General features: G+C 67.7%; 10 protein-coding genes. All 10 read left to right on the forward strand.

Annotated elements, in window-relative coordinates:
* Nucleotides 1–2: 2 nt before the first annotated feature.
* The 10 genes from C936_RS0101605 to C936_RS0101650 all read left to right on the forward strand — a co-directional run bounded on the left by C936_RS0101605 (nt 3) and on the right by C936_RS0101650 (nt 12470).
* Nucleotides 3–1064: an XrtA/PEP-CTERM system-associated ATPase gene (locus C936_RS0101605; protein ID WP_018175002.1), complete on the forward strand. Its 1062-nt coding sequence runs from the start codon at nt 3–5 to the stop codon at nt 1062–1064.
* 16 nt (nt 1065–1080) lie between these two features.
* Complete coding sequence (locus tag C936_RS0101610; RefSeq protein WP_018175003.1) at nt 1081–1989, forward strand: XrtA system polysaccharide deacetylase; 909 nt, start codon at nt 1081–1083, stop codon at nt 1987–1989.
* Nucleotides 1973–3043 carry a FemAB family XrtA/PEP-CTERM system-associated protein gene (locus C936_RS0101615; RefSeq protein ID WP_018175004.1) on the forward strand — a complete coding sequence of 357 codons (1071 nt, stop codon included), beginning with the start codon at nt 1973–1975 and terminating at the stop codon, nt 3041–3043. The genes C936_RS0101610 and C936_RS0101615 overlap by 17 nt, the downstream gene beginning before the upstream one ends.
* Nucleotides 3044–3133: 90 nt before the next feature.
* Nucleotides 3134–4375 carry a TIGR03087 family PEP-CTERM/XrtA system glycosyltransferase gene (locus tag C936_RS0101620; RefSeq protein WP_018175005.1) on the forward strand — a complete coding sequence of 414 codons (1242 nt, stop codon included), beginning with the start codon at nt 3134–3136 and terminating at the stop codon, nt 4373–4375.
* The gene (gene xrtA / locus C936_RS0101625) at nt 4372–5916 is read left to right on the forward strand and encodes an exosortase A (protein WP_018175006.1); all 1545 of its coding nucleotides are present in this window, start codon (nt 4372–4374) and stop codon (nt 5914–5916) included. The genes C936_RS0101620 and xrtA overlap by 4 nt, the downstream gene beginning before the upstream one ends.
* Nucleotides 5913–7148 (forward strand): TIGR03088 family PEP-CTERM/XrtA system glycosyltransferase, encoded by a 1236-nt coding sequence (locus tag C936_RS0101630; protein WP_018175007.1) that lies wholly within the window; start codon nt 5913–5915, stop codon nt 7146–7148. The genes xrtA and C936_RS0101630 overlap by 4 nt, the downstream gene beginning before the upstream one ends.
* Before the next feature lies 1 nt (nt 7149).
* Nucleotides 7150–9081: an XrtA/PEP-CTERM system amidotransferase gene (locus C936_RS0101635; protein WP_018175008.1), complete on the forward strand. Its 1932-nt coding sequence runs from the start codon at nt 7150–7152 to the stop codon at nt 9079–9081.
* Nucleotides 9082–9083: 2 nt separating this feature from the next.
* The gene (locus tag C936_RS0101640; RefSeq protein WP_018175009.1) at nt 9084–10031 is read left to right on the forward strand and encodes a methyltransferase domain-containing protein; all 948 of its coding nucleotides are present in this window, start codon (nt 9084–9086) and stop codon (nt 10029–10031) included.
* Entirely contained in the window at nt 10028–11245 is a 1218-nt protein-coding gene (locus tag C936_RS0101645; protein WP_018175010.1) for a TIGR04063 family PEP-CTERM/XrtA system glycosyltransferase, read from the forward strand. The genes C936_RS0101640 and C936_RS0101645 overlap by 4 nt, the downstream gene beginning before the upstream one ends.
* The gene (locus C936_RS0101650; protein ID WP_018175011.1) at nt 11235–12470 is read left to right on the forward strand and encodes a glycosyltransferase; all 1236 of its coding nucleotides are present in this window, start codon (nt 11235–11237) and stop codon (nt 12468–12470) included. The genes C936_RS0101645 and C936_RS0101650 overlap by 11 nt, the downstream gene beginning before the upstream one ends.
* Nucleotide 12471 lies beyond the last annotated feature (1 nt).

Genomic DNA, 12471 nt, shown 5'->3' on the forward strand with positions numbered 1-12471 from the left:
GCATGTACGAGAACTTCTATGGGCTGCAGGGCAAGCCCTTCGCCCTCAGCCCGGACCCGAAATTCTTCTACGCCAGCAAGGGCCATCGGCGGGCCATGGCCTACCTCGAATACGGCGTGCAGCAGCAGGAGGGTTTCATCGTCATCACCGGCGAGGTCGGGGCCGGCAAGACGACCCTGGTGCGCAGCCTGTTCGAGACACTCGGCACCAAGCGGGTACTCGCGGCACAACTGGTCAGCACTCAGCTGGATGCCGAGAACCTGCTGCGCTCGGTGTGCCTGGCCTTCGGCCTGGAAGGAACCGGCGACGACAAGGCCAGCCAGCTGCGCCACATGGAGCGCTTCCTGCTGAACACGCGTTCACGCGGGCAGCGCGCGCTGCTGGTCGTGGACGAGGCGCAGAACCTGAGCATGGATGCGGTGGAAGAGCTGCGCATGCTGTCCAATTTTCAGGGCGTTGACGGGCCGCTGTTGCAGAGCTTCCTGCTGGGCCAGCCCGAATTTCGCGACATCCTGCGCAGCGAAAACATGCAGCAGCTGCGCCAGCGGGTGATCGCCACCTATCACCTGGGCCCGATGGACGAGGACGACACCCGGGCCTACGTCGAGCACCGCCTGTCGCGCGTGGGCTGGGAGGGAACGCCTCACTTCGCCACCGATATCTGGCCCGTGATCCATGAGTTCACCGGCGGCATCCCGCGCAAGGTGAACACCCTGTGCGACCGCCTGCTGCTGATGGGCTATCTCGAGGAGCGCTACGACCTCGACGCCGACGAGGCCCGCCGGGTGATCGACGAGATCGAGGAGGACTTTGGCGCGCAGCAGGAGACGGCCGAGCCGAAACCCGGGAACGCCGTGAATGGCGTGATCGATACCGAACGCGCCGTTGCCAACGAGCTGACCCTGATCCGTCTGGAAGACAGCTACGAGGCGATGGAAAAACGCCTGGACCGGATCGAGCACGCCCTGGCGATCAACTACCGACAGTCGCAGCGCATCCTCGACGCCCTGGACTCGCTGGACAAGTTTTCGGGCTTCGACCACAAGGAGCTCGCCCGGCACTAGTGCCGGGGAAACCGCCATGCCGTCCGCACCGCCCACCGTAGCCAATGCCCTGACCGTCGATGTCGAAGACTATTTTCAGGTCTCGGCCCTGGCGCCGCATTTCCCGAGCCATTGCTGGGAGAGCCAGGAGTGCCGCGTGGAGTACAACCTCGAGCGGATCCTGGCGCTGTTCGATCATCACCGCGTGCGCGCGACCTTCTTTACCCTTGGCTGGATCGCCGAGCGCTATCCCCAGGCGGTGCGCCGAATCGTCGACGCCGGGCACGAGCTGGCCAGCCACGGTTACGGGCACCAGCGGGTGACCGAACTGGAGCCTCAGGCATTTCGCGCGGACATCGTCCGCGCCAAGGCCATCCTGGAAGACATCGCCGGTGTCGAGGTGCGCGGCTATCGCGCCCCCAGCTTCTCGATCGGCGAGGGCAACCTGTGGGCGCTCGACCTGCTGGCCGAAACGGGCCACACCTACAGCTCGAGCATCTATCCGGTCCAGCACGATCACTACGGCACGCCGAGCGCGCCGCGTCACCCCTATCGCCCGCGGGGCCCCCAGGGCGTGCTGGAACTGCCCCCGGCCACCCTGCGCGTTGCTGGCCGCAATCTGCCGGCGGCCGGTGGCGGCTACTTTCGGCTGCTGCCCTATGCGGTCTCCCGCCAGGCGTTACGGAGGATCAATAACAAAGACGGTTTGTCCGGGGTGTTCTATTTCCACCCCTGGGAGATCGATCCCGGACAACCGCGTGTCCCCGGCGTGAGCGCCAGGACGCGTTTTCGTCACTACCTCAACCTCGGGCGTACGGAACGTCGACTGCAGCGGCTGCTGCAGGACTTCCGCTGGGGCCGCATGGACCAGGTCTTTGCCCACCTCCTCGCCAGCCCGGCGCCGCCAACCCCGACGACAGCGAACAGCCATGCTCAAGTCCACTGACCAGCGACCCACGACCACGCGCGCGACCGCGTTGCGGGTCCAGGACCTCACGCCTGCCGATGTTGCCCGGTGGGATGCCTTTGTCGAGACCTGCCCGGTGGCGACGTTCTTCCATCGCGCGGGCTGGCAGACGGTCATCGAACAGGCCTTCGGGCACTCGACCCATTTCCTGTTTGCCGAAGGCCCGAACGGGATCGAGGGTGTCCTGCCCCTGGCGCGCGTGCGCAGCTTTCTGTTCGGCCATTCCCTGGTTTCGCTGCCGTTCTGTGTGTACGGCGGCATCGCCGCGCGCACCGAAGAGGCCTTCGTGGCCCTGGACAACCGGGCCCGGGAGCTCGCGCAGCAATACAAGGTGGATTATCTCGAGTACCGCCATATGGCGCCCTACCACCCGGACCGACCGACCAAGCACCTGTATGTGACCTTTCGCAAGGAGATGGCGAAAGAGGTCGAAGAGAACCTGGAGGCGATCCCGCGCAAACAGCGGCGCATGGTGCGCAAGGGCATCAAGGCCCGCCTGGTCAGCGAGATCGACCGGGACATCGAGCGATTCTTCCCGATCTATGCGGCCAACGTGCATCGCATGGGGACGCCCGTGTTCAGCCGGCGCTACTTCCGCATCCTGCGCACCGTGTTCGGCGACGACTGCCGGATCCTGACCGTCACCGACGCGGGGACCCCTGTGGCCAGCGTGCTCAACTTCTACTTCCGCGACCAGGTCCTGCCCTACTACGGCGGCGGCACGCCGCGCGCCCGCGAGGTGGCCGGGTATGACTTCATGTACTGGGAGGTGATGCGCCGGGCCTGCGAGTCGGGTCTGCGCCTCTTCGATTTTGGCCGCAGCAAGCGCGATACCGGGTCATTCAGCTTCAAGAAGAACTGGGGCTTCGAGCCCCAGCCCCTGTACTACGAGTACGACCTGGTGCGTGCCCGGGCCATGCCCGACGTGAACCCGCTCAACCCGAAGTACCGCTACTTCATCCAGGCGTGGCAGCGACTGCCGCTGGCGGTGGCCAACCGGGTGGGGCCCTGGCTGTCCCGCAATCTCGGGTAGTGCTCGTGACCGTTATTCAACACCCCAGCACACCCGGGGACGGGTCGCACTGGGGCTTCCGTTTCGACCGCAGCAGCGGGTGAGCTTGCAATGGATGCCGTACTTTATCTGACCCATCGAATCCCGTGGCCGCCCAACAAGGGCGACAAGATTCGCTCGTACCATATCCTGCGCGATCTGACGCGGCGCTACCGGGTCTACCTGGGCACCTTTATCGACGACCCGGCCGACGCGGCCTACGTCAAAGAGCTGGAGCGCTGCTGCGCGGGCGTCTGCGTGCGCCCGCTCTCGCCGGGACGCGCAAAATGGCGCGCCCTGCGCGGACTGCTGACACAGGAGCCGCTGACCCTCCCCTGGTATCGCGATGCGGCGCTGCAGCGCTGGGTCGACCGGGTACTGGAGCAGCAGGAGATCTCGCGCGCGCTGGTGTTCTCCTCGGCCATGGCGCAATACCTCCCGCCCCGGGCCCGCCTGATGCGGGTGGTGGACTTCGTCGATGTCGACTCCGACAAGTGGACCCAGTACGCCGCCAGCAAGCCCTGGCCGATGAGCGCGATCTACCGCCGCGAAGGACGCCAGCTGTTGCGCTATGAACGACAGGTCGCGGCGCGCAGCGAGGCCAGCCTGTTCGTATCACCGGACGAGGCCGCGGCATTTCGGGCCCTGGCGCCGGAGAGTGCCGAGCGGGTGCATGCACTGAACAACGGCGTCGATGCGGCGTACTTCGACCCGCAGCACCTCCCGAAGAAAGGCCCCTATCCGGACCGGGTCCAGCCGATCGTGTTCAGCGGGGCCATGGACTACTGGCCGAACGTGGAGGCGGTGGTCTGGTTCGCGGAATCCGTCCTGCCACGCATTCGCCAGGTTCACCCGGATGTGCGCTTCTATATTGTCGGCAGCCGGCCCGCGCCGGAGGTCCGCGAACTGGAGCGCCAGCCGGGCGTCGAGGTCGTGGGACCAGTGGAAGACATGCGCCCCTGGGTCGGCGGTGCCGCGGTTTCGGTGGCGCCCCTGCGGATCGCGCGCGGAGTCCAGAACAAGGTGCTCGAGGCCATGGCTCTGGCGCGGCCGGTCGTGGCTTCCCCGCAGGCGCTCGAGGGGATCACCGCCGTACGCGATGACGAGGTGATCGAGGCCGAGACCGACCCCGAGGTGTTCGCCCGCGCGGTCCTGCAGTGCCTGGAACAGCCCGATCCCGAGATGGCCGCCCGCGCCCGCCGACGCATCACCACGGACTACGACTGGGGCCACAACCTCGCGTGCCTGCACGACTATCTCGAGAGCGGGCTGGCGCACGAGGGCGAGGCGATCGTCTCCCGGGGGGATGCATGAGCACGCCGGCCACTGTGATGTCCCAGCCGCTGGTGCAACGGTGGTGGGCGCCCGTGCTGGCACTGGCCGCCCTGATTGCGACCACGCTGGTTGTGTTCGCGCCCACATTCGTCTCGATGGTGGATACCTGGGCGCGTTCGGATACCTTCGCGCATGGATTCCTGGTCGTACCGATCGTCCTGTTTCTGGTCTATCTCAAGCGTGACGAGCTGGCGGCTGTATCGCCGCGCCCCTATCCCCTGGCGCTGGTCCCGATCGTGCTGCTGGGGCTCGCCTGGGTCATGGGCGAGCTGGTGGATGTCATCTCGGTGCGCCAGTTCGCCGCAACCCTGATGATCCCCTTCCTGGTGTGGCTGGTCATGGGCACCACAGTCGTGCGCGTCCTGCAGTTCCCGCTGGCCTACCTGCTGTTCGCCGTCCCGCTGGGCGAATTCCTGGTGCCTCCGCTGATGGACTTCACCGCGGAGTTCACCGTCGCGGCGGTTCAACTGTCCGGGATACCGATCTACCGCGACGGCCTGCACTTCGAACTGCCGACCGGACGCTGGTCGGTGATCGAGGCCTGCAGCGGTGTGCGCTATCTGATTGCGTCGGTCGCGCTGGGGACGCTGTACGCCTATCTGATGTACCGCAGCCTCTGGCGGCGGCTGGCCTTTGTCGGTGTCGCGATCATCGTGCCGATCATCGCCAATGGCCTGCGCGCCTACATGATCGTGATGATCGGACACCTGAGCGACATGGAGTATGCCGCGGGCGTCGACCACCTGATCTACGGGTGGGTCTTCTTCGGTGTCGTGATCTTTCTGATGTTCTGGATCGGCGCCTTCTGGCGCGAGGATGGGGCAGCCGGGGAGCCCGCCCGCCGAGTCCCGGCACGAGCCCAGCAAACCGGGGCCATGGGCTTTGCTCATATGGCCGTGATCGCCGCGCTGGTGGTCACACTGGGTCCCGTCTATGCCCACTGGATGGACACCCGGGATCTCGGCCCGATACAGGGCCTGGGCACCGGACCGATCGTTCCTTCCGGCTGGACCGCCGTGCCCGCTCAGGAGCGGCCCGGCTGGCAGCCCGGCTACCAGTTCATGCGTGCGGAGCGCGGGGGCTGGGTCGTAAACGATTCACAGGTGGAGGTCGGCATGCACGTAGGCTTCTACCGCGAACAGGCGCGCCACGGAAACATGCTCGGCTGGCACAACACGCTGGCGGGCCGGGAGCGGGCCGAGTGGAGCCAGGCCCGGCGCGGCCAGGCGGAGGTCGCGGGCTATCCCGATCCGCAGCGGGTCCTGCTGCGCGGGCGCCAGCAGCAGATGGTGGCCTGGCAGTGGTACTGGGCGAACGGGCATCTCACCACCCGGCCCTTCGAGGTCAAGGCCCGCGAGGCCATTAGCCGACTGCTGGGCGGGCGCGACGACGCCGCGCTGATCGTAATCTACGCCGAATACCACGACGAACCGCAGCAGGCCGAGGATGCGATACGCGCCTATGTGGAGGCCGCGATGCCGCAGGTGCTGGAACGGCTGCAGGACGTGAACCAGCGATGAGCGCCCTGGCATCCAAGGGGAGTGCCGCCGACCCGCGCCCATGCGTGGCCCATGTCATCCATCGCCTGGATGTCGGCGGCATGGAGAACGGACTGGTCAACCTGCTCAACCACATGCCCGCCGAGCGCTACCGGCACGCGATCATCTGCATGACCGACTACACGCGGTTCAGCGAGCGCCTGCAGCGGGAGGACATCAGCCTGCATGCCCTGCACAAGCGCGAGGGCAAGGACCTGGGCGTACACCGGCGCCTGTGGCGGCTGCTGCGCGAACTGCGCCCCGCGATCGTCCACACCCGCAATCTGGCAACACTGGAGGGGCAGGTCACCGCCGCCCTGGCCGGCGTGCGCGCCCGGGTACATGGCGAGCACGGCTGGGATATCGCCGACCTCGATGGCTCCCGCGACAAGCATCGATACATGCGACGGTTGGTGCGCCCCCTGGTCGGCCGGTACATCGCCCTGTCGCGCCATCAGATGGACTACCTGCAGCAACGGGTTGGTGTCGGAACCGAGCGGCTGACGCACATCTGTAACGGGGTGGATACCGGGCGCTTCCACCCCTGCGAGGGCACCCGCACAGGCCCCTGGCCCCCGTGCTTTGCCGGCCCGGAGGACATCGTGATCGGGAGCGTGATGCGGATGCAGGCGGTGAAGGCCCCGCTGGACCTGGTGGAGGCGTTCATTGCCTTGCGCGAACACGCCCCGGTGCCCTTCGACCGTCTGCGCCTGGTGATCGTGGGTGACGGCCCGCTGAGGGAACAGGCCCGCCTGCGTATGGAGGCCGCCGGAGTCGCGCAACAGGCATGGCTGCCGGGGGCCCGCGAGGACATCCCGCAGTGCCTGCGGGCGATGGACCTCTTTGTCCTCCCCTCTCTGGCCGAGGGGATCTGCAACACAATCCTCGAGGCCATGGCCTCCGGGCTTCCGGTGATCGCGACCGACGTTGGCGGCAATCCTGACCTGGTGACCCCCGGAAACACGGGGGCCCTGGTCCCCGCAGGGGCGCCCGCTGCCCTCGCCGAGGCCATCCGCAATGCACTCGCCAGTCCGGATACCCGCAAGCGCATGGGACAGGCGGCCCGCATTCGCGCCGAGGCCGAATTCAGCATGGACGCCATGGTGGCCGGCTACCTCGGGGTCTACGACAGCCTGCTGGACAGGGCCAACGCCCGAACCCCCTCGGTTCGGGCAAGGGGCCGCCGGCGACAACACGAAACGATGGGGCGCTGACATGTGCGGTATCGCCGGTATTTTCGATCTGCACGGGCGGCGCCCGATTGACCGCGCCTGTCTGGAGGGCATGAATGCCACCCAGTTCCACCGGGGCCCGGACGAAGGCGGTATCCACCTGGAGCCCGGGGTCGGGCTGGCGCATCGCCGCCTGTCGATCATCGACCTTGCCGGTGGCCAGCAGCCACTGTTCAACGAGGATGGAAGCGTCGTCGTCACCTACAACGGCGAGATCTACAACTTCCCGGAGTTGACCCATGAACTCCAGCGGGCGGGCCATCGCTTTCGTACCCACTGCGATACGGAAGTCATCGTGCACGCCTGGGAGGAATGGGGCGAGGACTGCGTCCAGCGCTTTCGCGGGATGTTCGCTTTCGCCCTCTGGGACCGCCACACCCAGACCCTGTTTCTGGCCCGCGATCGCCTGGGCATCAAGCCGCTTTACTACAGCACGCTGACGGATGGCCAGCTGATCTTTGGCTCCGAACTCAAGGTCCTGCTGGCCCATCCCGGGCAGACACGCGAGCTCGACCCCTGCGCGGTAGAGGAATACTTCGCGTATGGCTATGTGCCCGAGCCGCGCAGCATTCTGGGCGGCGTCCACAAGCTTCCACCGGGGCATACGCTGACCGTACGGCGCAACCAGCGCTCCGCCGCCAGCCCGCGTGCGTACTGGGATGTCCCCTTTGCGACAACCGCCCCCATCGGCATGTCGGAGGCGGCGGAGGAGTTGACCGAACGCCTGCGCGAGGCCGTGCGCATCCGCATGGTGGCCGAGGTGCCGCTGGGCGCCTTCCTGTCGGGGGGCGTAGATTCCAGCGCCGTGGTGGCAATGATGGCCGGGCTCTCCACCGAGCCCGTGCGCACCTGTTCCATCGGCTTTGCCGACCCCGCCTATGACGAGTCGCGCTATGCCCGGGAGGTCGCCGAGCGTTACGCGACAGAGCATCACAACCGCGAGGTCGACCCCGATGACTTCGCCCTGCTGGAACGCCTGGGCGATCTCTACGATGAACCCTTTGCCGACAGCTCGGCCCTGCCGACCTATCGCGTCTGTGAGCAGGCCCGCCGACAGGTCGTGGTCGCGCTGTCCGGTGACGGGGGCGACGAAAACCTGGCGGGCTATCGCCGGTATCGGCACCACCTCGCCGAGGAACGCCTGCGCAACCCGCTGCCCCTGGGCCTGCGGCGGGTCCTGTTCGGCAGCCTGGCCCAGGTCTATCCCAAGGCGGACTGGGCGCCGCGCCCGCTGCGCGCCCGGGCGACCTTCCAGGCGCTGGCGCGGGATGCGGTCGAGGGATACTTCCAGGGCGTGTCGGTGCTGCGCGACGAGCAGCGCAACTCTCTGTTCTCGCGCGCATTCCGCCGCGAGCTGCAGGGCTACGGGGCGGTCGAGGTGCTGCGCGCCCATGCCGGGCAGGCCCCGACCGATGACCCGCTCTCGCTGGTGCAGTACCTGGACCTCAAGACCTACCTCCCGGGCGACATCCTGACCAAGGTCGACCGCGCCAGCATGGCGCACTCGCTGGAGGTCCGCGTGCCGCTGCTGGATCACCCGCTGGTGGAGTGGGCCTCCACGCTCGCACCGGAACTGAAGCTGCGCGACGGCGAAGGCAAGGCGGTCCTGAAAAAGGCGATGGAACCCTACCTGCCCCACTCGATTCTCTATCGGCGCAAGCGGGGCTTCGCCGTACCCCTGGCCAACTGGTTCCGGGGGCCACTGCGCGAGGCGATGCACGAGCGGGTGCTGGGCGAGCAGATGCGTGATTCCGGGCTGTTCGACGAGCACACCCTCAGGCGTCTGGTCGACGAGCACGGCCGGGGCGCGCGCGATCACAGCGCGGCATTGTGGTCGCTGATGATGTTCCAGACCTTTCTGGACAAGGTGCAACCGACCAGCCCGCGCAGCGGCTGCGTCCTGCCTGGAGCCTAGCCATGTATGGACGCCACCCGGTTGCCGATGCCTCGCGTGCCACTCGTGCCATCCTCAGCAACCTACTGGCCCAGGGAGCTCCGAGGCTCTACGTACGCCTGACCCACGAGACCGGCCGTGGCCGTGGCGCGGAGACGGCGGAATCCGTGGCGCAGTACTTCACCACCTGTTTCTTCGACTACTTCGATCAGCTGGGGGTCCCGCCCGAGGCGATCGAGGACGCCCTTCGCGACAAGCACCTGCTGGAGTACGGGCCCGGCGACGTGCCCGGCGTGGCGCTGCTAATGCTGGCCCATGGCGCGGCCCGGGTGACCTGCGTTGACCGCTTTGCGCTGTCGCAGCGCAGCCCCTTTCAGCTGGAGGTCCTGCAGTGCCTGCTGGACGGCCTGGGCCCCGAGGCCCACGAACGGGCGGCCGCGTGCTTCGAGCGCCCCGGCGATCCGGCCTCGGGGTTTCGCAGCGAGCGGCTGGAATACCGCGTGACCCGGGATGGGCTGTCGGGCCTGAACGCCGAGGTCGACCTGATCTATTCGCGCGCGGTGCTGGAACACGTCAATGACCTGGAAGCGACCTTTCGCGACATGGCGACCGCCCTGAAACCAGGGGCGCTGGCGGTCCATCAGGTGGACCTCAAGAGCCATGGCCTGCACCGCGAAAACCCGCTCGACTTTCTCACCTGGCCGGTGGGCCTGTGGCACTGGATGTATGCCGGCAAGGGTGTCCCGAACCGCTGGCGTCTGGACCGCTACCGGCAGGCAATCAAGCGTGCAGGACTCGTGGTTCGGCATCTCGAGTCCACGGCCGAGGCACTGGACGAGGATGTGGCTGCAGTGGCCCCTTATCTGGCCGAACCATTTCGCGGGCTCGACAAGGCCACGCTGCGCTGCCTGGGATTCTGGCTCGTGGTGACCCGCCCGGCGCCCGACGACGAAGCGAGGGCTGCGGCATGAAGATCCTCCACGTCCTCGACCATTCCATCCCGCTGCACAGCGGGTACACCTTCCGCACTGCGGCCATCCTGCGCGAGCAGCGCCGCAGGGGCTGGCAGACCTGCCACCTGACCAGCCCCAAGCATACCGGCGCGAACGCGGACGAGGAGACGATCGACGGCCTGCATTTCTACCGCACGGCCTACAACCCGAGCGCGATCCCGGGGATCGAGCAATGGGGGTTGATGCAGGCACTGACCCAGCGGCTGACCCGCGTCGCCTGCCAGGTCGCGCCCGACATCATCCATGCGCACTCGCCCGCGCTGAATGCCCTGCCGGCCCTGCGTGCCGGTCGCCGGCTGGGCATCCCGGTGGTCTACGAGGTGCGGGCATTCTGGGAGGACGCCGCGGTCGACCATGGCACCGCCCGCGAATATGGCCTGCGCTACCGCCTGACGCGAGAGCTGGAGACCTATGCCCTTAAGCGCGTGGGACATGTCACCACCATCTGCGAGGGACTGCGCCGCGACATCATCGCGCGCGGCATCCCGGCCGAGCGGGTCACCGTGATCCCCAATGCGGTGGACGCGGATGACTTCCACCTGGGCGGCCAGCCCGATCCCGCCCTGAAGGCCGAACTGGGTCTGGGTGACGCCCGTGTGCTCGGCTTTCTCGGGTCTTTTTATGCCTACGAGGGACTGGATACCCTGCTCGAGGCCTTTCCGCTTATCCAGGCCCGGGCGCCCGACGTGCGCATCCTGCTGGTCGGGGGCGGCCCGCAAGCCGAGCGCCTGAAGGCCCAGGCCGAACGCCTCGGCATCCAGGACCGCGTCATCTTCACCGGGCGCGTCCCGCATCACCAGGTGCAGCGCTACTACGACCTGGTCGACCTGCTCGTGTATCCACGCCATTCGATGCGCCTGACCGACCTGGTCACGCCGCTGAAACCACTGGAGGCAATGGCCCAGGGGCGCCTGCTGGTGGCATCGGACGTGGGCGGGCACCGGGAGCTGATCCGGGATGGCGAGACCGGCTGGCTGTTCCCGGCCGACAACCCCGAGGCCCTGGCCACCCGGGTGCTGGAGACGCTCGAGCACCCCGAACACTGGCCACGGGTGAGGGAGAACGGACGGCGTTTCGTGGAACAGGAGCGCACCTGGGCGGCGAGTGTCGCACGCTACCAGTCGGTCTACGACGGGCTGCGGGCCCGGCCGGAGGTGCTGCGTGCCGGATGACGGGCGCCCACGTCTGGTGGTCTTCACGCGCGTGTACCCGAACGCGGCGCAACCCAATCTGGGACTGTTCGTGCGCGAGCGCATGCGCCGTGTCGCCGAACATCTCGACCTGGTCGTCGTGGCCCCGGCGCCCTGGTTTCCGTTCCAGAACTGGCTGGGACGCCTGCGTCCGCACGCCCGACCACCGCTGCCGGCCTTCGAGAGGCAGGGTTCGATTCACGTCTACCACCCTCGTTTCCTGTGTATCCCGGGCCTGTTCAAGTGGACCGACGGCTTCTTTCAGGCGCTCGGCAGTCTGCGCCTGATGCGTCGGCTGCAGCGCGAGTTCGGCTTCGACGTAATCGATGCCCATTTCATCTATCCCGACGGGGTCGCCGCGCGCTGGCTGTCACGCTGGTTGAACCGCCCCTGCACCATCACCCTGCGCGGCAGCCTGAACCGTTTCCGCGACCGGCCGCTGCACCGGACGCAGATTCGCCGGGCGCTGGAGGATGCGGCGCGGGTGTTCTCGGTGGCCGGCGCGCTGCGCGACGAGGCGCTGGACTGGGGCATCGAGCCCGACCATGTGCAGGTCGTGGGGAACGGGGCCGATCTCGACCGCTTCAAGCCGGAGGACCGGGCCGAGGCCCGGCAGCGCCTGGGCCTGCCCGCCGAGGGGCGGTTCCTGATCTCCGTCGGGGGGCTCTCCGAGCGCAAGGGCTTCCACCGCGTGATCGCGACCCTGCCCGAACTGCTGCAACAGCACCCGGACCTGCATCTGGTGATTGCCGGAGGCGGCACCCCCGAAGGCAACAACGAGGCCGAACTGCGCCAGCAGGTCCAGTCGCTGGGGCTGCAGGACCGGGTATGGTTCCTCGGGCCCGTCGCGCCCGACGAGCTGCGGTTCGTGTACTCCGCGGGGGACTTGTTCGTGCTCGCCACGCGCTTTGAAGGCTGGGCGAATGTCTTCCTGGAGGCCTCGGCCTGCGGGCTGCCCATCGTCACCACGGATGTGGGGGGCAACGCCGAGGTCGTCGCCTCGGAGCAGGTGGGGCTGATCGTCCCGTACGGGGATCATGACGCACTGCGCGCGGCGATCCACGAGGCCCTGGGGCGCGAGTGGGACCGCGCGGCGATCCTGGCCCATGCGCGGGCGAATGACTGGCGGGTGCGGATCCCCGAACTGGTCGCGGCCTTCGAGACGATCGCCGGGCCCGTCGGACATCGCCTGCCACGGCGCGCCTGAA

Origin of the sequence: Thioalkalivibrio sp. ALJ4, from assembly GCF_000377225.1 — a bacterium.
GTDB lineage: Bacteria > Pseudomonadota > Gammaproteobacteria > Ectothiorhodospirales > Ectothiorhodospiraceae > Thioalkalivibrio.